The 18,976-nt window shown below is 68.0% G+C and carries 21 protein-coding genes; 13 read left to right on the top strand and 8 right to left on the bottom strand.

Annotation, left to right across the window (positions count from 1 at the left end):
- Positions 1–184: 184 nt before the first annotated feature.
- Positions 185–913, bottom strand: a complete 729-nt coding sequence (locus tag ACQPYM_RS23700; RefSeq protein ID WP_433003694.1) for a hypothetical protein — start codon at positions 911–913, stop codon at positions 185–187.
- A gap of 136 nt (positions 914–1,049) precedes the next feature.
- Between ACQPYM_RS23700 and ACQPYM_RS23695 the strand changes: the two genes are divergently transcribed.
- From ACQPYM_RS23695 to fusA, 5 genes are all read left to right on the top strand, one after another.
- Positions 1,050–1,739, top strand: a complete 690-nt coding sequence (locus ACQPYM_RS23695) for a hypothetical protein (RefSeq protein ID WP_433003691.1) — start codon at positions 1,050–1,052, stop codon at positions 1,737–1,739.
- 143 nt (positions 1,740–1,882) lie between these two features.
- The gene (locus tag ACQPYM_RS23690; protein ID WP_433003688.1) at positions 1,883–2,857 is read left to right on the top strand and encodes a trypsin-like serine peptidase; all 975 of its coding nucleotides are present in this window, start codon (positions 1,883–1,885) and stop codon (positions 2,855–2,857) included.
- Between the two features lie 231 nt (positions 2,858–3,088).
- The gene (locus tag ACQPYM_RS23685; protein ID WP_433003685.1) at positions 3,089–3,598 is read left to right on the top strand and encodes a SigE family RNA polymerase sigma factor; all 510 of its coding nucleotides are present in this window, start codon (positions 3,089–3,091) and stop codon (positions 3,596–3,598) included.
- An 11-nt stretch (positions 3,599–3,609) separates the two neighbouring features.
- A complete protein-coding gene (locus ACQPYM_RS23680) occupies positions 3,610–4,623 on the top strand; it encodes a hypothetical protein (RefSeq protein WP_433003682.1) in 1,014 nt (337 codons plus the stop codon).
- 448 nt (positions 4,624–5,071) lie between these two features.
- Positions 5,072–7,135: an elongation factor G gene (gene fusA, locus ACQPYM_RS23675; protein WP_433003679.1), complete on the top strand. Its 2,064-nt coding sequence runs from the start codon at positions 5,072–5,074 to the stop codon at positions 7,133–7,135.
- 48 nt (positions 7,136–7,183) lie between these two features.
- Here fusA and ACQPYM_RS23670 read toward each other — a convergent pair whose 3' ends face one another.
- Positions 7,184–7,969 (bottom strand): TIM barrel protein, encoded by a 786-nt coding sequence (locus ACQPYM_RS23670; protein WP_433003676.1) that lies wholly within the window; start codon positions 7,967–7,969, stop codon positions 7,184–7,186.
- Between the two features lie 222 nt (positions 7,970–8,191).
- Here ACQPYM_RS23670 and ACQPYM_RS23665 point away from each other — a divergent pair, with 222 nt between their 5' ends.
- On the top strand, positions 8,192–8,320 hold the full coding sequence (locus ACQPYM_RS23665; protein ID WP_433003673.1) for a hypothetical protein: 129 nt from the start codon (positions 8,192–8,194) through the stop codon (positions 8,318–8,320).
- On the opposite strand, the gene ACQPYM_RS23660 is transcribed toward ACQPYM_RS23665, so the two are convergent.
- Positions 8,271–9,080, bottom strand: a complete 810-nt coding sequence (locus ACQPYM_RS23660; protein ID WP_433003670.1) for a phosphatase PAP2 family protein — start codon at positions 9,078–9,080, stop codon at positions 8,271–8,273. The two genes, ACQPYM_RS23665 and ACQPYM_RS23660, sit on opposite strands and share 50 nt — an antisense overlap.
- A 184-nt stretch (positions 9,081–9,264) precedes the next feature.
- On the opposite strand from ACQPYM_RS23660, the gene ACQPYM_RS23655 reads away from it, so the two are divergent.
- Both ACQPYM_RS23655 and ACQPYM_RS23650 read left to right on the top strand, forming a co-directional pair.
- The gene (locus ACQPYM_RS23655; RefSeq protein WP_433003667.1) at positions 9,265–10,200 is read left to right on the top strand and encodes a lysylphosphatidylglycerol synthase domain-containing protein; all 936 of its coding nucleotides are present in this window, start codon (positions 9,265–9,267) and stop codon (positions 10,198–10,200) included.
- A complete protein-coding gene (locus ACQPYM_RS23650) occupies positions 10,197–10,829 on the top strand; it encodes a glycerophosphodiester phosphodiesterase (protein ID WP_433003664.1) in 633 nt (210 codons plus the stop codon). Before ACQPYM_RS23655 ends, ACQPYM_RS23650 begins: the two co-directional genes overlap by 4 nt.
- Positions 10,830–10,839: 10 nt before the next feature.
- Here ACQPYM_RS23650 and ACQPYM_RS23645 read toward each other — a convergent pair whose 3' ends face one another.
- Positions 10,840–11,079, bottom strand: coding sequence for a DUF6343 family protein (locus ACQPYM_RS23645; protein WP_433003661.1), 240 nt, complete (start codon positions 11,077–11,079; stop codon positions 10,840–10,842).
- A 191-nt stretch (positions 11,080–11,270) separates the two neighbouring features.
- Here ACQPYM_RS23645 and ACQPYM_RS23640 point away from each other — a divergent pair, with 191 nt between their 5' ends.
- A complete protein-coding gene (locus ACQPYM_RS23640; RefSeq protein ID WP_433003658.1) occupies positions 11,271–11,939 on the top strand; it encodes a protein-L-isoaspartate(D-aspartate) O-methyltransferase in 669 nt (222 codons plus the stop codon).
- Positions 11,940–11,952: 13 nt separating this feature from the next.
- On the opposite strand, the gene ACQPYM_RS23635 is transcribed toward ACQPYM_RS23640, so the two are convergent.
- The gene (locus ACQPYM_RS23635; protein WP_433003655.1) at positions 11,953–13,038 is read right to left on the bottom strand and encodes a LuxR C-terminal-related transcriptional regulator; all 1,086 of its coding nucleotides are present in this window, start codon (positions 13,036–13,038) and stop codon (positions 11,953–11,955) included.
- A gap of 87 nt (positions 13,039–13,125) precedes the next feature.
- Between ACQPYM_RS23635 and ACQPYM_RS23630 the strand changes: the two genes are divergently transcribed.
- From ACQPYM_RS23630 to ACQPYM_RS23615, 4 genes are all read left to right on the top strand, one after another.
- Positions 13,126–14,496, top strand: coding sequence for an FAD/NAD(P)-binding protein (locus ACQPYM_RS23630; protein WP_433003652.1), 1,371 nt, complete (start codon positions 13,126–13,128; stop codon positions 14,494–14,496).
- Between the two features lie 45 nt (positions 14,497–14,541).
- A complete protein-coding gene (locus ACQPYM_RS23625; protein WP_433003649.1) occupies positions 14,542–15,192 on the top strand; it encodes a hypothetical protein in 651 nt (216 codons plus the stop codon).
- Entirely contained in the window at positions 15,189–15,458 is a 270-nt protein-coding gene (locus ACQPYM_RS23620; protein ID WP_433003646.1) for a hypothetical protein, read from the top strand. The genes ACQPYM_RS23625 and ACQPYM_RS23620 overlap by 4 nt, the downstream gene beginning before the upstream one ends.
- A 71-nt stretch (positions 15,459–15,529) precedes the next feature.
- Positions 15,530–16,270: a hypothetical protein gene (locus ACQPYM_RS23615; RefSeq protein ID WP_433003643.1), complete on the top strand. Its 741-nt coding sequence runs from the start codon at positions 15,530–15,532 to the stop codon at positions 16,268–16,270.
- Between the two features lie 80 nt (positions 16,271–16,350).
- Here ACQPYM_RS23615 and ACQPYM_RS23610 read toward each other — a convergent pair whose 3' ends face one another.
- From ACQPYM_RS23610 to ACQPYM_RS23600, 3 genes are read right to left on the bottom strand one after another with little or no spacing between them, the layout of a single operon-like run.
- On the bottom strand, positions 16,351–16,953 hold the full coding sequence (locus ACQPYM_RS23610) for a hypothetical protein (protein WP_433003640.1): 603 nt from the start codon (positions 16,951–16,953) through the stop codon (positions 16,351–16,353).
- Entirely contained in the window at positions 16,950–17,756 is an 807-nt protein-coding gene (locus ACQPYM_RS23605; RefSeq protein ID WP_433003637.1) for an ABC transporter permease, read from the bottom strand. The genes ACQPYM_RS23610 and ACQPYM_RS23605 overlap by 4 nt, the downstream gene beginning before the upstream one ends.
- Entirely contained in the window at positions 17,756–18,715 is a 960-nt protein-coding gene (locus tag ACQPYM_RS23600) for an ABC transporter ATP-binding protein (RefSeq protein WP_433003634.1), read from the bottom strand. The genes ACQPYM_RS23605 and ACQPYM_RS23600 overlap by 1 nt, the downstream gene beginning before the upstream one ends.
- Positions 18,716–18,976 lie beyond the last annotated feature (261 nt).

The raw sequence follows: 18,976 nt of genomic DNA, 5'->3' as shown, positions 1-18,976 counted from the left end.
GCCGGCAGCCGGCTGGGGAAAGAGTCCCCGGTAAGAGATGTGTCCAGAGGGGGTAAAAAGTTGCATCCGGTGCGGGATTCGCTGGAAATCGCGTCAGTTCGCCTGGCGAATTCCCGAATTCGGGATGGTGCGGCGACTGTGCGTCACCTCACCGCCCCTATCTGTTGGTCGTATTCAGACCGATTCAGCCCACTCGATCGGTCGCGGTGAAATACGCATGATCGACGACCTGCACCCGGCCGACGTAGTTGTCGACCACATCCATCTGTACGACGAGGCAATAGCTGCGGCCGGCCTGAGCGCGGGACGTGAACTGGGTGATGGTGGGCCCGATGATGGCGCGAGTCGCGCCGAGACAGCCGAAGGTCCGGCAGCCGGCGAGCAGGACCAGCCGGGCATCCGGGTTGTACGGATTCGCCGTGATGACGATGAGCCCGTAGTCGATCTTGGCGACGCCGTCGGCCGAACTGACCGGCGCGAAGACCTTGCCGTCCTTCACTCTGACCAGGTCGCGGTCCTGGAACTCGTAGGGGAGTTCCAGCCGTTCGAGCATCAGCCGGTGCACCTGGTTGTGGATCGGTCCGCCGATCAGGATCAGGTTCCCCTCGAGCGCCTCGTCGAGCGGGAAGTTGATCGAGGCCCGGACCCGGGTGACGTTGATGCGCAGTGAGTGCGCGAGATAGCCGGACAGCTCGGTGGCCGCGGCGAACTCGGCAGGATGGATGGTGGGCCGGTTCTTCTCGCTCAGCGGTCCGTCCGCGACCACGATCGAGAAGTCACTGCCGGCCGCCGCCCGCCACATCCGCACCGCCGGGCGGATGTCCCGCACGTACTTGTACAGGGCACGTAAGGTCCAACCCGCCACGAAGGCGATCACGGCCGCCAGCAAGTTGATGGCGAGATCTTCCGTCATGCGTTCTCCCGGATTCGTTGGAGATCCAGCATGGCGGAACGGAGCCGATCTCGGCGTACACGGGTGTGGCGACTCGCCCGTGGCGTCGGGTGTGGCGACTTGTCCGCGGGGTCGCTCGTGGGAGAGTTGCCGGACGATGACGATCTTCACGTTTCACCTCGCGGAACTCCGGCCGGCGACGACAGCGAGGGCGTTGTGGACGGCGCCTGCCATGCCTGGGTTGCGGTACGCCGAGTGTCTGGCGCTGATGCGTCTTGGTGCGCCGACCGTCTCGCCGTCCCGGATGCAGCTGCGTCGGATGGCGATGTTCGCGCGGTGGGAGGACGAGGCGGCGCTCGAGACGTTCTTGGCAGAGCACACCCTGGGCAGGGAGTTGGCGGGTGGCTGGCACGTGCGCATGCAGTTCCTGCGCCGCTGGTCGCGGCTTGCGGCGTTACCCGACCTCCCGGCGCGAGCAGGCGAGTGGGACGCTGACGAACCCGTCGTGGCGGTCACGCTGGCCCGGATGCGCCTCCTGGAGGTGCCGAGGTTCCTCAAGTGGGGCAAGCCCGTGGAACGGCTGGTGCGCGACCATCCGGGGACCACGCTGGCACTGGCCGCGATGCGTCCGCCCCGGACGATCTCCACCTTCTCGGTCTGGCGGTCCGTCCGGGAGATGGAAGAGATGGTGCACGGCCGCAGTACTGTCCCCGAACCCGACCGTCATGCCGTCGCCATGACGGAGCGCCGGCGCAGGGACTTCCACCACGAGTTCGCCACCCTGCGGTTTCGTCCGCTGTCGGAACACGGCTCCTGGCAAGGGCGGAGCGGAATCGTTCCTCGGTAGCTCCAACTGCTTCCACTTCGGCGGTTCGGCGTCTAGGGTTCTGCACCAGCAGTAGTTGACTGGTGACAGTACGCACCGGTTGTTCGAACCTGTTTCCGTGAGGACGGCCGGTCCGCCACCGGCCGGGAAAGAGTGGCTGCATCATGAAGCGATTCCGCCTTCGTACCGCCCTGCTCGCATCCACCTGTGCCGTAGGGCTCGCCGTACCCCTTGCCGGAGCGGCCACCGCCGCGCCGGCGCCCGGCCCCACCCATCGCGCTGCGGTGACGGCCGCCGAACAAGCCGCCGTCACCGGCTTCTGGACTCCCGAGCGGATGCGCTCGGCGGTCCCGATGGAGCAGTTGCTGAAGCCGAAACAACGCTCCGCCGGTGAGGTCGCGGCCGGCAAACCGACCACGCTCCAGCCCACCGGACCGGACTCGGTCATCGGCCCGATGGCCTTCCCGAACGGTGGGTCCGTCTGGACCGGCGGCGGCAAGATCGTGCCGACCGAGGGCCGGGTGTTCTTCACCTACCAGGGCCGGACCGCATCCTGCAGCGGTACCGCCGTCACCAGTACGAACAAGAGCACGGTGATCACCGCCGGGCACTGCGTGAAGCTCGACGGCGCGTTCCACACCAACTGGGCGTTCGTCCCGGCGTACAACAGTGGCAGTACGCCGCACGGTACGTGGACGGCGCGGAGGCTGCTCGCGACGCCGCAGTGGGTGGCCAGCGAGGACATCAACTACGACATCGGCGCAGCGGTCGTCAACCCGCTCAACGGCGCCAGCCTCACCGACGTGGTCGGTGGCCAAGGCATCGCGTTCAACCAGCCACGGGCCCAGCGCATGTACGCCTTCGGCTACCCCGCGGCCGCGCCGTACGACGGCTCGAAGCTGATCTACTGCAGCGGCAACACCTTCAACGCCTTCCTCTCCAACGGCATCGGCATGACCTGCAACATGACCGGCGGCTCGAGCGGCGGCGGCTGGTTCCAGCAGTTCAGCGAGACCACCGGCGCCGGCATCGTCAACTCGGTCAACAGCTACAAGATCAACTTCATCCCCACCTGGATGTTCGGCCCGTACTTCGGCGCCGACGCCCAAACCCTCTACAACACCGCCCAAACCGCCTAACCAATCCCCCAAAGGGTGGCTCCACCTCAGGTGGCGGAGCCACCCTTTGGCATGTGTACGACGCTGCTGGGGCCGGGAAGAAGGGCGCTTGGGGTGGGTTGGTGGCCCTCGCCGTCGAGGATGCTCGCCACAGGCGGCGCGTGGGGAGTGCACGACGGTGGGGAATTGGGATGCAACCTGGGTGGGCCGGTTTCCGTCTTGAGGGGGACTTGGAGAGCTGGAGGCGGAAATATGGCGGATCTGGACCGGGAATATGTGGAGTTCGTCGGGGCGGCGAGTGCGTCGCTGCGGCGGACGGCCTTCCTGGTTTGCGGGGATCGGCACAAGGCGGACGACATCGTCCAGGACACGCTGTGCAAGTTGTACGTGTCCTGGCCGAAGGTGCGCCGGGTCGAGAATCCGTTCTCGTACGTTCGCCGGATGGTCGTCAACGCGGCCTATGACCGGGGCCGGTTGCGCTCGCGGCGGGAAGTCACCGTCGCGGAGGTGCCGGATTCGGCGTACCGGCACGACTTCGCGAACGGGCATGCCGATCGCGACGAAGTACTGGCGGCACTACGCAGTCTGGGGCCGCGCCAACGGGCCTGCGTGGTGCTCCGGTACTACGAGGATCTGACCGTCGAGCAGACCGCGGAAATCCTCGGCTGCAGCGAAGGCACGGTGAAGAGCCAGGCGTCACGCGGCCTCGACACTCTCCGGCAGGCCATCGATAGGGCGCGGCGAACCAGCCGGGCGTTGTGAAGGAGGACGGGATGGAAGACGTACGCGATGTGGGCGCGGAACTGCACCGGCTGGCGGAGGCCGAGGCGCAGGATCCGTTCGACCCGGTGGAGCTGCTCCAGAAGGGCCGGCGCAGGAAACGGCGCCGCAAGATTCTCAGCGCGGGCGGTGCGGTGGCCGGTGTGGCCGCGGTCGCGCTCGCTGCCACCTTGCTGCCCAACCTCGGGCCGGCCGGGAACCAGGCGCAGGTGGCCGGTGGCGAGTCTCAGGAGTCGCTGTTCGAACCGGTGCCGGGTGTTCCCCGGGGCGAGGAAGGCGCTGACCAGCCGCTGACCAAAGCGGAAGCCATCCGGCGCTGCGCGCTGCGGTACCCAGAGGGCAAGCAGTTGCTCGTCGGCTCGGACACCAGGTCCGGGCGAACGCTGCTCTACGACGCCAAGGACAGGAACAAGCACTTCTGCAAGGTCCCCGGCGGTGACAAGCCGTCGGCGGCGCTGGTCGCTGTCGCGGCCAAGGATCCGTTGCCCGACACAACGGCCGGTCAGCTGCGCAACTGTTCGGTGCAGCTGTGGGTCGATCTGACCGGGTGGCGGGTGATGGCGTCCGAGCGCCACCAGTCCAAGCGTTTGGCGAGCGTGGCCCTGGTTGCGGTCTCGCCGTCCGGGCGGAAGGCGGTGGCCTGCACCATGTCGCCTCCTCCGGCGGGACAGTCAGAGCCGGGACTCGAGGGAGCCAACTCGCGCTTCTTCACCCTGGACTCGCTGGACAAGAACGACCCGATCCTCCCGCCGGTCAAGGGTTCCGAGCGCGCCGACTTGTTCGCCGCGACCGGTAGCAAGTCGACCCTCACCGGGTGGGGCCGCGTGGCGTCGAACGCCACCCTGGTCCGGCTGCAACTGGGCTCCGGCCCGGCCCACGAGGTCAAGGTCAAGGACGGCTGGTTCGCCATCGCCTGGGCGAAGCCGGCCGAGGCGGGCGGCGACTTCGGCGTCCTGAAGGCCTACGACAGGAACGGAAAGCTCGTCAGAGTCATCAGCCAAAGCTGAACGCAACCGCAACCCGAAGGCCGCGACCCTCCACCAGGAGAGCCGCGGCCTTCGGTGTTCCCGACCCACCGCCGTCGTTGCCATCGGCATCTTCGGTGCGTCGAGCGGCTGAAATCCGGTGGTCCGGCGCCGCCGGTCGCCTTACGCTGGGATCGAACGGAGCGTCGCCGTCCAGATCGCGGCCGGCGCATCGACGAGTGAGGGGAGCCCGGCCGTGCGTCACCGCAGCGCTGTGTGCGTTCCCCGGTCACGGTACGACGTGATCCTGGTGTCTTCGTGCGTCAGGTGCCGGCTGCGCGGCCGTCCCCTGTCCGTGACGAACTGACCCGCCCTGTCCTGCGGGCGGCTGCATTCTGAGCAGCCGCCGCCACAGGTGTACGGCCTCACAGGCCGCTCCGTCCGCGAATCGCGCTGTCCCGATCCGGATCACTCCGAAAGGCCATCGGCCATGCGTACCAACTTCGATCCCCGTCAACAGAACCGACCGCTGTCCGTCCTGCGCAATGTCGGCATCCTCGCCCACGTCGATGCGGGCAAGACCACCGTCACCGAACGGATCTTGTATCTCACCGGTACCACGCACAAGCGCGGTGAGGTCCACGACGGCACGACCGTCACCGACTTCGACTCGCAGGAACGCGATCGTGGCATCACCATCTTCGCCGCGGCCGTCAGTTGCGACTGGGACGGGCACTCGATCAACCTGATCGACACCCCGGGCCACGTCGACTTCTCCGACGAGGTGGAGCGGTCGCTGCGGGTGCTCGACGGTGCCGTCGCACTGTTCGACGCCGTGGCGGGAGTGGAACCGCAGAGCGAGTCGGTCTGGCGTCAGGCCGACCGGCACGGCGTACCGCGGATCGCGTTCGTCAACAAGCTGGACCGTCCCGGCGCCGACCTCGACGCTGCGGTGGCGTCGATCCGCGAACGGTTGCACGTGACCCCGCTGGTCGTCCAGTTGCCGATCGGGAAGGAGGCCGAGTTCAGCGGAGTGATCGATCTCGTCAGGATGCGGTCGTACCTCTGGAGCGGCGACACCTTTGCGGAGGGCCCGGTGCCCGATGCCCTGCTGGAACAGGCGAAACGAAGGCGCCGCTTGCTCGAGGAGACGGTCGCCGAGCTCCACCCGGTCGCGCTGGACGAGTTCTACGCGCGGTCAACGGTCTCTGCGGAAACGCTGGCTGCTGCACTGCGAGACCTGACCCGGTCCGGTGCCGGCGTGGTGGTGTTGTGCGGGTCGGCGTACCGGAACCGCGGGATCGAGCCGCTGCTGGACGCCGTCGTCGCCTATCTGCCGTCGCCCCAGGAGGTACCGGCGGTGCGCGGTCTGTCGGACGGCGTCGTACAGGAGCGGGAAGCCGACCCGGCGGCGCCGTTCGCGGCGCTCGTGTTCAAGGTCAACTCGACCGCCACCGGGCGGCTGACATACCTGCGGGTGTATTCGGGAACGATTCGGAAAGGAGAAACGGTGATGGACGCAGGCATCGGCCGCACTGAGCGGATCAGCCGGATCCTGCGGGTGCAGGCCGATGAGCACGCCGAGGTCCAGCAGGCTGTCGCCGGCGACATCGTCGCGGTCATCGGGCCGAAGTCCGCACGCAGCGGCGCCACCCTCTGTACGCCGGCCGCGCCGTTGGTTCTCGAACCGCCGGTCGTGGCTGACCCGGTCGTTGCCGTGGCGGTCGAGGCTCGCAGGAGCACCGACACCGACCGGCTCGCGTCGGCACTGACACGGCTGGTCGAGGAGGATCCCTCGCTGACGGTTCGGACCGATTCGGAGACCGGTCAGACGCTGTTGTCGGGGATGGGTGAGCTGCACCTCGAGGTCGCGGTGGAGAAGATACGCCGTACGCACGGGCTGGAAGTCGGGGTGGGTCGCCCACAGGTGACCTACCGCGAGACGGTCGCGCGCGGCGTTTCCGGGTTCGTTTACCGGCATGTCAAGCAGGACGGCGGGGCCGGTCAGTTCGCCCACATCACCCTCGACGTGGAACCGCTGGAGGCAGCTGATGACGACTTCGCGTTCCGGTCGGTCGTCGTTGGTGGGCGGGTGCCGCAGGAGTATGTCCGCGCAGTCGAGGCCGGCTGCCGGGATGCTCTGGCCGATGGGCCGCTAGGCGGGCACCCGGTGACCGGAGTACGGGTAACGCTCACGGATGGAGCAACGCATCCGAAGGACTCCTCCGAGATGGCGTTCCGTACTGCGGGCCGACTGGGACTCCGGGATGCGCTGCGTGCCAGTGCGATGGTGTTGCTGGAACCGGTCGCCGAGGTCACGGCGACGGTGCCTGAGGATGCCGTCGGCGGCGTACTGGGTGACCTGGCGGCTCGGCGCGGCCAGATCTCGGGTACGACGGCACGGCCGGGCACGATGGTGATCGTCGCCACCGTGCCACTGGCCGAGTTGTTCGGTTATGCCACGCAGTTGCGGAGCCGTACACAGGGCCGGGGGACCTTCACCAGCCGCACCACCGGGTACGTCCCAGCACCAAGCGCTGCCCCGTCCCGGTAGCTCGAAAGTGGCTCCATAGGCCCGCCCGCCTATGGAGCCACCGTGGCTTTACGCGAGCTTGTCGATGACGTGCCGGATGTGGTCGAGAGAGCTCGCCGTGCCGGTTGAGGCCGAGCATTCGAGGCCGATGCGTCCTCGATAGCCGAGGTCGTGCAGGACGCGGAGTTCGTTGCCCCAATCAACTGTTCCGGTACCCGGTTCGTGCCGGCCTGGTACGTCGGCGGTCTGGACATGGCCGACGAGGTCGATCCGGGCGGCGAGCACGGACTCGGGCCGCTCGTCCATGACGAAGGAGTGGTAGTGGTCGTAGAGCACGCGGACGTTGGGGGAGTCCACCTCTTCGACGATGTCGAGGCATTCGACCGTGGAGTCGAGGAAGGTGCCGACGTGGTCGACGCGGGAGTTGAGGTTCTCCAGCAGAAGCACGACCTCGGACCCCTCGAGCAGGCGCGCGGCTTCGCGGAGGGCCGCGACGATGGCCGAGCGCTGTTCCGATCGGGGAACCTCGGCTCGATGGTCTCCGGCGGTGATGACGAGAAAGGGGCAGTTCAGGAGTTGCGCCGTGGCCGCCGATTCGGTGACGGCGGCGAGAAAGGTGCTGTGCGTCGCCGGGTCGACCAGAACTCCCATCGGGTCGACGCACATCGTCTGCAACCTGACGCCGGTCTCTTCGAGAGCTTGGCCGAGGGCAGCAACGTCCTTCCCGCGCCAGCTCCAGATCTCGACGGCCGGCAGTCCCAGCGCGGCGGCGGCCCTCAGCCGGGCAGCGACATTCGCGTCGCCCTCGCCGTACTCGGTGAAGAGCAGCTCGATGTTGGCTGACAGTTCGTACATCGGCGTTCGTCCTCCTGGAGGCTCAGTTGTCGAGCTCAGTGATGCGCCAGCGTAATCCAGTGCCGACCTGATCTCGCCGGCCGGCGACCAAGGTGCAGGCCCGAGCTCTCCTTGAGTGGACTTCCAACGAGGAAGAATGAAGATGGCGGCTGATGCCTGGTCGCGAAAGGACGTGTCCGGTGGGAATTGTGTTGCCGGGGTGGGACCGGGTGGGGAGCGACGGTGCGCACACCGATCGAGGACGAGGCAATGGTCGACGTCCGCCGAGCAGCAGTCGGGCTGGGCACGATCGACGCCTACCTCAAGGACCTTGCCAAGGCCTTCGGCGAGCGGTGGCTCCCGCTCGGTTGAGTTGGTCAGGAGACCTGTGTCCGTTGGCGATGCGGTTGGCGATGGCCAGGCCGATCAGGGCGATCGTTCCGCCCGCGATGCCGTCGACGAGGTAGTGGTTGGCGGTCAGCACGATGGCGGCGAGCATCAGGACCGGCATGACGAGGCCGAAGAGGCGTGCCGCGGCGCTGCCGGCCAGGGACGCCCAGGCGATGCCGAGTAGGAGGTTCCAGCCGAAGTGGAGGCTGGGCACAGCGGCGTACTGGTTCACGAAGGCGGGCGGCTGGAGCACCCGGTACGCCGAACTGTTCTCGGTGACCGTGTCGACGAAGCCGAACTCCGGCAGGAATCGCGGCGGCGCGACCGGGAAGGCGGCGAAGATGACCAGGCCGATCGCTCCGGAGATGAGGATCGCGTTGCGGAATCTCGCGTACTCGTCGCGGTGCCGCAGCAGTAACCAGCCGAGCGTGATGACCACCACCGGCCAGTGGCCGTAGATGTAGATGACGTTCAGTGCCTCGACCAGCCAGGCGTGATCGGTGGTGGCGGCCTGGAGCTGTGGCTCGACGAAGATGCCGGCCCAGCGCTCGAAGCCGATCACGTGGTCCGCGTTGCGGAAGGCGATCGCGACCCGGCCGTCGATCAGGCCGCGGACCACGAAGTACAGGATCACGCCACTGGTGATCAGCCCGGCCTCTCGCGCGATGACGATGCGGCGAGTGCGGGTCGCCTCCCGGCGGGCGATGCCTCCCGCCGCTCTGGAGCTCGTTTGTTCCGCCATAGCTGCTTGCCCTCCCGATCAAGCTCTTCCCACCTGGGTACCCATCGGTGATGCGAGCGGATCTGTCTCGCCACGCGGAGGGCAGCCGCGCGGTCGGGACAACGCATTTAGACTTGCCGAGTCCACAGCGACCCCCACTGTGGAACGCAGCCTCTTCACTGGAGAGGCCCGACGGAGATCTGCTATGCCCCAAACCCCTCACTTTCCTGCCTCCCAGGCCGCCCGGCCGCGCTCTGCCCGCCTCCGCGCGGTGCGCGCGTTCGTGGCCCGCCCGGCGGTCCGAATCGGTGCTCTGCTCGGCGCCGTCGGCATCTCGGTGTGGAACGTCGACCGGATTCCGGACCTCAGCCTGCTGCCCGCCGTAGTCGGTCTGCTGCCGTTCGTGATCGGCAAGTACGTCGCTTGCCCGTTGCGCTGGCATGCGCTTTCCGCCAGCGGCCGGACCCGGCGGTGGCACCTTCGCGCGTACGCCGAGAGCGAGATCCTCGGCCTCATGTCACCCTGGCACGCGGGCGCCGACCTCTGGCGGATCCACCGCCTCGAGACGGTCGGGGTACGCCGGACGCCGGCTGTCGCGGAGGTCGCGCTCGACCGGTTCGTCGGAGCGGTCGGCCTGGTCGTCGCCGTCCTGCTGACCGGTGTGGCACTGCCGCCGATGGTGGCCGCGGTGGCGCTGGGCGGGGCGGCCGTTGTGGTTGCGGCGGCGGTGGTGGTCGGCCGGCGCAGGCCCGAACTGCTGGACCGTTGGCCGCGGCCGACACCGAAGGTGTTCGCACTCGGCGTACTGCTGTCAGTCGGCTACCAGATCACCATCGTCGGCTTCCTGGTCGGCGCGATCCACGCTGTCGGTGACTCTGTGTCCACGCTGCAGTTGCTCGCGGTCTTCGGCGCGAGTCAGATCGCCGGCGCTCTGCCAGGGATCCACGGCGCGAGCCCTCGGGAGGGTGCGCTGGTGGCAGGTCTCGCCGCGATCGGCGTCTCCTGGACCGCGGCCCTGGGTGCGGTCGCCCTGACCGCACTGCTCACGTGGGTTCCCGCCCTGCTTGGCGGCGGGACGTGCTTGGTACTGCGCTGGCGAGGTGGCCGAGGTTCTCCCGACGCGGTCAGCGCCGCGGCATGATCTCGATCGCCCACCGAGCAGGCAACGACCTGGAGCTGCTCCGTTCAGCGCTGGACGATGGCGTGGACCTGGTCGAGGCGGACATCCACCTCTTTCGCGGCCGCTTGGAGATTCGCCACCACAAGGCGATCGGCCGCTGGCTGCTGTGGGACGCCGGCCAACTGAGCCGGCGATCCGACACCGCAGTACCGGAGCTAGCTCAATTGATCGACGCCCTGGACGGCGACCACCGCCTGATGCTGGACCTCAAAGGTATCCACCCCTGGCTAGCACGCCGCGTGGCCCGGACCCTGCACGACCTGGCCCCCGAAACCCCCTTCACCATCTGCACCCAACACTGGTGGATGCTGCGCTCCTTCGAGCCGTATCCACACATCCGAGTCGTCTACTCCGCAGGCAGCACCCGCGGCCTACGCCGCCTCCTCCGGCGGCTGGGGACGTCATCGGCGTACGGCGTCTCAGTCCACCGACGACTACTCACCTCAACAACGGTGACCCGCCTACGCGAAGCCACCGAAGTAGTCATGACCTGGCCAGTCGACACCACGGAATGCCTGACCCACGCGCGCCGCCTCGGCGTCGGAGGCGTCATCAGCAAGAACACGACCATCCTGGAGAGCCTCGGCTAGCAACCGGCTGTCAGCGCCCGATGAGCTTGCTGAACCAGTTGCCACCCCGCATTCGGTTGATGATGATCGCGATGTCGACCAGTGCGATGACTGCGAACAGGGCGGCGATCAGCACCAGGACAAGCGGAACATCCAGGACCGCGAAACTAGCAGCTGCGCTTGCGCACACGACGAATCCGAAGACTGCCAGGACCAGCCGCAACTTCAGCGCACTGCGCGGCGCCTGTGGATCTCCGAGAGGTAACAACATTTCGACCTCCGATCGAACGTCACTTCGTCGGGTCAGTCGGCTTCTGACCGGTACCCACAACGCCGTGCGACGCAACCGGACCTGCGCTGACGGCGGGGCGTTCCTCGGCGCTTTGGTAGCCGCGTGGTCGGGTAACGGGCGGGCGAGGCCATCGCTTGTTCACGCTCTGGAGGTGGATGATGAAATCTGTGGTGACCGATCGAAGTGCTGAGCGTGATCGGCTGGTCCGGTTGATGGCGGCGCGCGGGGTGACCGATCGCCGGGTGCTGGCCGCGATGAACCAGATCCGGCGCGAGGCGTTCGTCCCGGCCCGCCTGGCCAAGTCCGCCTACCGCGATGCCGCCCTGCCGATCGAGGCGGGACAATCCATCTCCCAGCCGTACGTCGTTGCGCTGATGACGCAGGCTCTGGAGCTGAACCCGCCGGATCGCGTCCTGGAAGTCGGCACCGGGTCCGGCTACGCGGCGGCGATTCTGTCCCAGATCGTGAGCGAAGTGTTCACCATCGAGCGGCACGGCCAGCTGGCCGCCACCGCACGTGAGCGGCTCGCGTCGCACGGCATCCGCAACGTGATGGTGAAGCACGGCGACGGGCGCCACGGCTGGCCCGAGTATGCGCCGTACGACGCGATCGTGGTGACCGCTGCGGCCGAAGCCGTGCCGGCGAGTCTGCGGGTGCAGCTGACGATCGGTGGCCGCTTGGTCATACCGGTTGGTGCCCGTGACGCCATCCATGAGCTGTTGCGGATTCGCCGTACCGGCGCCGACGACTATGAAGAGGAGAGCCTCGAACAGGTCAGGTTCGTGCCACTGCTTCCCGGCCGCACCGAGCCCGCCGGCAAGAGAGCGACCGAAGGGTGACGTCGCCGTCGCGTCAGTCCCAGACCCGGATGCGGGTGGTCGGGTTCAGCGGCTGGTAGTGCTCGGCGTACAGCTTGGCGACGAGTTCGCCCCGGCTGGTGACGCCGGTCTTGGTGAAGATCGATTTCACGTGGTCACGGACGGTGTGCTGGGACAGGTACAGCTTGGTGGCGAGTTGGGCGGTGGACAGGCCGCGGCCGATCAGCTGGGTGATCTCCAGCTCGCGCTCCGTCAGGCCGTAGGCCGCGGTAATGAGCGACGCGACCTCGGAGGCCTTGGCGGGCTCGATGACGACGGCTGTCTGGTGCGGGGATCCGTCCGCGTCGCGGAGGCAGGAGGCGTGGAAGACGAGCCATCGGCCCGAGCGGTCCTTGGCTCGGATTCGCGCCTCTTCAGCCTGAGTCGCACTGGCTGCTGTGCTGTGGATCCAGGCAGGCACGGATACGCCGAACCGCGACGGCGCCGACGGTCCCGCGGGCATCCCGGCCAGGAAGTCTCGCGCCTCGTCGTTGATGGACAGCAACGCTCCGCCGCGGTCGAACAACAGCAACCCGGGACCACGGCCACCGTCGACAACCGGCTCAGGCGCGGGTTCGGCGTACGAGCGGAGGCGTCGGCCGAGGAAGGTGGTCAGCCCGCTGACCGCCGCCAACTCCCACTTGCTGAAGGGTGGCCGGCCCTTGGATCGGAACAGGCTGACCTGACCCCACCACTGGCCGTCGGCACGCAGTACGGCGCGCAGCTCGTCGTCCAGGCCGCGAGGCTGCAGGAACTCGCGATAGACCGCACTGTGCTCGGGGGAGTCGGCCGCGCCGTCTCGGAGGGCCGCCACCGGTACGGCAGCGCGCGCGAGGTCGCGGAACAGGTTGACCTTCTCCGAGAGCAATTCCGCGTTCCAGTACGTCGCGCAGCCGTCCTCGCCGAGGTTCTCCGCCCGCATCGGCGCCGTCGCCATCCCGGTCGCCGGATCGGTCGACTGCCAGACGGCTGCATCGAAGGGCACCGTACGGCGCAGCGCGGCCGAAGTCTCGCGGAACAGTGTCAGCGCGTCGGATGCCTTGGCCATCGCGGTCGTCTCGAGCCGGCGCGCAGTCGTCATGTCACGATCCTTGCTCGCGGAACGCCGCCGGACAATCCCGCGAACGGGGGATGGGACCGCTCGCCACGTCCACGCAGGCTCAGTGGCATGGACATCGGAATCATTGGAGCGGGTGCGGCGGGCGTCAGCCTGCTCGACGCCCTGGCCCAGCAGGTCGATCGGACGAAGGCCGGCAGCATTGCCGTGTTCGAGGGAGCGCCGTCGTTGTGGCGGGGGCGCGCCTACCAGCCGGATCTCGACGCCGTGCGGGTGAACGCGCCGCCGGTGTTGATGTCGGTCAGGCACCAGGATCCTCAGCACTACCAACGGTGGGTCGCCGGGCGGGACGAGTACCTGGACCCGTTGCTCGGAGCCCCTATCGTGCCGCGGGCGGTCTACGGCGACTACCTCGAAGCCACGGCTACGGCGGCGATCGAGCAGTTGCGGGAGCACGGCTGGCGGGTCGAGGTGGTCAGGGACTGGGCCACGGGCGTCTCTCCATTGCGCGCCGCCGGTGGAGCGACCTACCAGGCTGACCAGGTTGTGCTGTCTGTGGGTGGCGGGCGGCCGACCGATCACTACGGGCTGGCGGGCAGCCCGGGATTCGTCCAGGATCCCTATCCGCTGGAGACCACCCTGGCCGGGATCAGGACCGACAGTCATGTCGCGGTGATCGGCAGTGGGCTGACCGCGATTGACATCGTTGCCGGGCTCACCGCTGCTGGCCACACCGGGCCGATCACGTTGCTGTCGCGCCGCGGCGTACTGCCGGAGGTTCAGCAACGGCCGGTCAAGCTCGATTTTCGGCACCTCCGGCGGGAGACGTTGCCTTCCACCTTCCGGGAGCTGGTGTCGCTGCTGGAGGCGGAGCTTGCGGAGTGCGGGCAGAAGCTGACGCCGCTGGCGGACGAAGTACTGGCGCGGGAGGATCCGGTCGAGCGGTTGCGCCGGCAGTTGGACCAGGTCGACGGGCCGCATCTTGGCCGGCGGATGCTGACGGCGGCGATCCACATGCTCGGCTCGACTGCGTGGCAGCGGCTGTTGCCGGGGGATCGGGAGTTCCTGTACGCCGAGCACTTCCGCACGATCAACAGCCTGGCGTCGCCGATGGTTCCCCTGAACGCGCTGATCCTGCTGCGGGGGATCGACGCCGGGCAGGTCCGGCTCGCGGGCGGACTGCGCAGTATCGAACCGGCCGCTGGCGGATTCCGGATCGCCGGTTCGGAGGTACTACGAGCCGATGTCGTCGTCAACGCGGTCAATCCGCCGGTGCACGCGATCCCAACCGAAACGGAGAAGCTCGTCGGGTCGCTGGTGGCGACGGACACGGTCAGCCTGCCGCGCACAGGCGGCTTGTCGCCACGGTCCGCCCACATCCACCTGCTCGGCGGCATCTCGGCAGGCACCTCGTTCGTCGTACCCAGCCTGCTCTCCGTAGCAGCAGCCGCCGACGCAACCGCCGACCGACTACTGAAGTAGTTCGTAGCTGGGCACTGGTAGTGGGCGGCGAGGAGGTCGAGGTGGATGTCTGCGTCTGACTCGAGGACCGCCGGTCTGTACGGCCGGAGGTTGTGGTGCGCTGGGGTGTGGTGCCTGGCGGGCATCGGACTCGTGGCTGCGCTGGTGTTCGTCGACTGGGCGACGCTGCTCATCGCCTTCGTGGTGACGGTCGGTGTGATTGCGCCCATTCATCTCAGCATCGCGGCGGTGACCGAGGACCTCAGTTACGGCTTGCTGCGGATGGTTCTCCGTTGGTCCCTTCGGGCTGCCGCTGTCGTACTGGTGATCTGCGGCTTCGTGGCATCTATCGGCTGGGCCACCTTGCCCTTGCTGGGTGTCGTCGCTGTCAGCGCTTGGTTCGTCTTCCCCGGCTGGATGGGCGAAGCAGGTTCGCAGGCTTCGGCGGGGGAGCCGGGGATGCTGCCAGAACCGGCCAGTCTCAGCGATGAGGAGCTTTGCGGGGCCTGGCGGCGTAGTTTCGTAGTACTGGAGGCTTGCCGGACGCCGGAAGACCGGCAGGCTGTCGCCGAGCTGCGAAGCAGATACCTGGACGAGTTCGAGCGCCGTCGACCGGAAGCGTTTGCCGAATGGTTGAACGCTGGACCGAAGGCAGCAAAAGACGCAGCTGTGTACTTCGGCCGCGGCGAGCGTGGCGAAGGGAGGCAGTCGCCATGACCGACCATCACTCCACTCCCGGCCCATCAGTCCTGCAACGAATCTGGAGAGGCATGCTGGTCATCGACCGCGATGGCGCACTGATCGGATCGGTGGAGTCTGTGCGGCAGGACCACCCGTCAGCACCCGGATTCCTCACGGTCACCAGAGTCGGCCAGCCGGAGCACAGTCGATACGTCGCCGCGAACCAGATCGCCTACGCGGACGAGGGCGTCGTACGACTCTTCGCCAAAGCAGACGAACTCCTGCTCGAATTCCCACCCTGAGACAGTTTCACCTGCGGCCGGTCTTCGGGTTGTTCGAAGGCGGCTGGCGCGCGAAGAGGGACCATGGATTCATGGCGGCCAGGGATCTGGTGTTCGAGGTAGGGGATCGAGTTCGGGCCGGCGGTCAGTACATCGCCGGTCCGGACGGTGATTGGCTCGACCTGGCGCGTGTGCATGATCTGATCGCCAAGCCGCCGGGCTGGAAGTCAGATCGGTCGATCCGGCTGATCGGGGCCGACGTCGGGGCAATTCCCAACGCTGACGCACCGAGCCTGGTTCCGCCCTACGTCTGGGTGGTCGGCCCATGGCGCGACGGGAGCATCGAGGTCGAGGAACAGTCAACGAACATCCCTGTTCGGGAGCGGAGGGCGGATTGGACGGACCCACCGTGCCCGTCGCCACCCGGCGGCTGGCGGCACAAAGCGCTGGCCTTTGACCTGGACTACGGCGGCCTGGATTCGTCCGGCGTAGTGGTCACCCGGACGATCTTCCGTCCCTCCGCAGACCAGGAAGTCCTCGTCATCGCCGCCACCGACATCGACGCGGTGACCCAGCAAATGTCCCCACAACTGCCGAACCAGTTCTGCGTGGTGCCCAGCCGGTTCACGAGGGCTCAACTTGACGAGGTCCGCGACGTCTTGCTGGCGCACTGGCGAGAGTGGCGCCTGGAATCCTGCGGCAACGGCGTCGACCCGCAAGCTCAACCATTCGCCATGGCCCAACCATTCCGCGTCACCCCCGACCTGGCCGAATGGGCCGACACGCTGCCCGCAGGACTGCTCCGCCTCAACCCAGCGATCGAACCTGCCTGACCCCCTGTCCAGCAGGCGCCTTCCTCGGTGCCTGGATTCCGCTCCGGACAACTCTCGATCTGGTTCTGATCGCCAGCCTGTCAAGAGTCGTTGGGTTCTTCACCTTTCGGGTTCGTTGTGGTGGACAACGGGTGGTAGCGGCGGCGGCGGAGCAGCACCAGGGCCATCAGCACCGCGATCAGACCGGGGGCGCCGGCCGCGATCGGCAGCAGGCCGCTGGAGTTCATGGTGTCCTGCGCCGCGACGTCCAGCCGCAGTGACTTGCTGGCGACGACTTCGCCGGCGGTCTGGGCGAAGGTGATCGCCACGTAGACGACGAACCGCCCGCTGTTGACGGCCTGCATCTCCCACTCCAGCGGTTCCGCCTCGCCGGCACCGATCGGGTCGAGGTACTGCGTGCGTTCGCCGGACCAGTCCTCGGGATCGACGTAGACGCCGGGATCGACAGCGAGGACGTTGAGATGCGCGATCGCGCCGGTCACCTCGTCCGCACCGGAGTTGCCCACCGTGGAGGTGAACTTGAGGGTCTGGCCCAGTCCGACTGCGGCCTGGGTCTTGTCCAGCTCGACGGTCAGTGTGCCTGCTCCGGCAGTTGCCGGGTACGACGCTGCGGCGCCGGCCGGCGCCAGTCCGGTGACGGCGACCAACACGCCGGTTGCGACGACGGCGAAGTATCTCCTCATCCTCGGCTCCTGACGTCCAGCCTGAGCCGCCTCGAAACCACCAGCGCGAGCGCCAGCGTGAGGGCGGCGGCGATGGCCGGACCGACGAGCCAGTGGCCTTCCTGCGCGAAGGTCCGGGTGTTGATGATCGTCCGGCCGAGATACCGCAGGCCGGCGGTGAAGGGGTCCCCGCGCAGCAACAGGTCCCCGAACCAGCCTCGCTGCGCCGAGCTGGGCAGCTGGGTCGGTGCGAACAGCGCCAGCAGGGCGAAGACGCTGACCGACAGGCTGACCCGGTTGGACTCCGCGAACGTGCTGATCAGCAGGCCGAGCCCGATCATCGCCAGCGAGAGCAGCGATCCGACCAGGAATCCGTTCAGCAGCGCGGTCCGCACCACGCCGACGCCACGGCCGAGGTACCAGACGTACGGCACCGCCACGACGAAGGCGGCCAGCCACAGCGTGACCGCGGCAAGCCCTTTGCCGATGACCACTGCCGGGCGCGGGATCGGTGCGAGCAGAAGGGCTTCGAGGGTGCCCCGTTCGCGCTCACCGCTGATCGCGTCCGCGGCGGCGAGCAACGCGAGCAGCGCGCCGATCGCGACCGCCACCTGCAGCGTCAGACTGACGGCCTCGCGCTGCTCCAGAAAGTTGAGCGCCTCGTTGGTGGCCGTGAGATACGTCGTCACGCTCAGCACGACCGCGTAGGCCAGCAGCAGCGCAAGGCCCCGCCCACCGAGCCAGAGGTCGCGGATCTCGCGGTCGGCAACGATCAGCCAGGGCCTGCGCCCGGCGCGCGCCGGTGACTTGGCCATGGTGGTCATCAGTTCTTCTCCGTGACGGCCAGGAAGGCATCGCTGAGCCGCCCGCCTTCCAGGGTGAACCCGAGCACCGGTACTCCGGCCTCGAGCAGGCTCGCGATCGCTTGGGTGGCGACGGCCTCCAGTTCGAGCTCGGCCGGGATACTCAGTTCGAGTTCGCCGCGCCGCGCGCCGCCGTTCGCCACCGCGTGGACCTCCGTGCGGGCCAGCGCCGCGAGCGCCTGATCCACCAGCTCCGGTGGGATCTTCACCTGCCCATGGCGGGGCGCGGCTGCCTGCCGGACGACGTCGGCGACGGTGCCTTGGGCAACAATCTTGCCGCGGTTCAGGATGACCACCCGGTCACAGACCTGTTCGACGTCGGCCAGCACGTGCGTGCTGAGGATGACCGTGGCGCCACGATCCCCGGCGATCCGCCCGATCAGGTCGAGCACCTGGACCTGGCCCATCGGATCAAGGCCCAGCGTCGGCTCGTCGAGGAACACCACGGCAGGATCGTTGACCAGGGCACGGGCGATGCCGAGTCGTTGCCGCATGCCTCTGCTGTAGCTGGAGATCAGCGCGGGTCCGCGGTCCGCCAGGCCCACATCCGCGAGCAACCGGCGTGCCGTCGCCCGGGCGTCGGCACGGGTCCGCCCGAACAGCTCGGCGTGGTAACACAACCATTCCTCGCCCGACTGCCCCGCTGGATACCCGGCGCTCTCCGGCAGCACCCCGACCCGCCGGCGGATCTCGGCCGGCCTGGTGTGCGGTACCCCCGCAACGGTGAAGACTCCACTGTCGGGCAGCAGGATCGTGGTCAGCATCCGGATCGCGGTCGTCTTGCCGGCACCGTTGGGCCCGAGAAAGCCCAGCACCGTACCGGCCGCGACGTGCAGTTCCAGCGACTCCACGGCCACCAGCCGCCCGTACGACTTCCGCAAACCACTCGCTTCGAGTGCCATCTCACCGGGCATGCTCATCGCATCGCTCCGGTGCTGAAACCGCGTAACGCCCCCATGACGCCCCCTCGCCCAGACGCGCCGGGGGCCGTCGGAGGCAGCGCGACTACGCACCGCGATCCCCGTGCGCTTCTTCGGTCAGCGTGCGCCGTGAATTCCGGTTCGGCAAGAGGACGGGCCGAGATCGATCACCGAGCGAAACCTTCGGGCCACTTCTCAGGACGGGCCTGGCGCGCGACACTCGGCTCACGGGCGCCCGGTCGGGGGCACAGGCCGCCGGCC

Source organism: Kribbella sp. CA-294648, assembly GCF_050943845.1.
In the GTDB taxonomy this organism is placed as follows: Bacteria; Actinomycetota; Actinomycetes; order Propionibacteriales; family Kribbellaceae; genus Kribbella.
Note: the sequence above shows the minus strand (reverse complement) of the source record. Positions and strands in the feature narration are given on the sequence as shown.

Excerpts from the sequence above, each read along its gene's own strand:
- ACQPYM_RS23700 (WP_433003694.1), bottom strand. The coding sequence starts at position 913 with ATGACGGAAGATCTCGCCATCAACTTGCTGGCGGCCGTGATCGCCTTC.
- ACQPYM_RS23695 (WP_433003691.1), top strand. The coding sequence starts at position 1,050 with ATGACGATCTTCACGTTTCACCTCGCGGAACTCCGGCCGGCGACGACA.
- ACQPYM_RS23690 (WP_433003688.1), top strand. The coding sequence starts at position 1,883 with ATGAAGCGATTCCGCCTTCGTACCGCCCTGCTCGCATCCACCTGTGCC.
- ACQPYM_RS23685 (WP_433003685.1), top strand. The coding sequence starts at position 3,089 with ATGGCGGATCTGGACCGGGAATATGTGGAGTTCGTCGGGGCGGCGAGT.
- ACQPYM_RS23680 (WP_433003682.1), top strand. The coding sequence starts at position 3,610 with ATGGAAGACGTACGCGATGTGGGCGCGGAACTGCACCGGCTGGCGGAG.
- fusA (WP_433003679.1), top strand. The coding sequence starts at position 5,072 with ATGCGTACCAACTTCGATCCCCGTCAACAGAACCGACCGCTGTCCGTC.
- ACQPYM_RS23670 (WP_433003676.1), bottom strand. The coding sequence starts at position 7,969 with ATGTACGAACTGTCAGCCAACATCGAGCTGCTCTTCACCGAGTACGGC.
- ACQPYM_RS23660 (WP_433003670.1), bottom strand. The coding sequence starts at position 9,080 with ATGGCGGAACAAACGAGCTCCAGAGCGGCGGGAGGCATCGCCCGCCGG.
- ACQPYM_RS23655 (WP_433003667.1), top strand. The coding sequence starts at position 9,265 with ATGCCCCAAACCCCTCACTTTCCTGCCTCCCAGGCCGCCCGGCCGCGC.
- ACQPYM_RS23650 (WP_433003664.1), top strand. The coding sequence starts at position 10,197 with ATGATCTCGATCGCCCACCGAGCAGGCAACGACCTGGAGCTGCTCCGT.
- ACQPYM_RS23645 (WP_433003661.1), bottom strand. The coding sequence starts at position 11,079 with ATGTTGTTACCTCTCGGAGATCCACAGGCGCCGCGCAGTGCGCTGAAG.
- ACQPYM_RS23635 (WP_433003655.1), bottom strand. The coding sequence starts at position 13,038 with ATGACGACTGCGCGCCGGCTCGAGACGACCGCGATGGCCAAGGCATCC.
- ACQPYM_RS23630 (WP_433003652.1), top strand. The coding sequence starts at position 13,126 with ATGGACATCGGAATCATTGGAGCGGGTGCGGCGGGCGTCAGCCTGCTC.
- ACQPYM_RS23625 (WP_433003649.1), top strand. The coding sequence starts at position 14,542 with ATGTCTGCGTCTGACTCGAGGACCGCCGGTCTGTACGGCCGGAGGTTG.
- ACQPYM_RS23620 (WP_433003646.1), top strand. The coding sequence starts at position 15,189 with ATGACCGACCATCACTCCACTCCCGGCCCATCAGTCCTGCAACGAATC.
- ACQPYM_RS23615 (WP_433003643.1), top strand. The coding sequence starts at position 15,530 with ATGGCGGCCAGGGATCTGGTGTTCGAGGTAGGGGATCGAGTTCGGGCC.
- ACQPYM_RS23610 (WP_433003640.1), bottom strand. The coding sequence starts at position 16,953 with ATGAGGAGATACTTCGCCGTCGTCGCAACCGGCGTGTTGGTCGCCGTC.
- ACQPYM_RS23605 (WP_433003637.1), bottom strand. The coding sequence starts at position 17,756 with ATGACCACCATGGCCAAGTCACCGGCGCGCGCCGGGCGCAGGCCCTGG.
- ACQPYM_RS23600 (WP_433003634.1), bottom strand. The coding sequence starts at position 18,715 with ATGAGCATGCCCGGTGAGATGGCACTCGAAGCGAGTGGTTTGCGGAAG.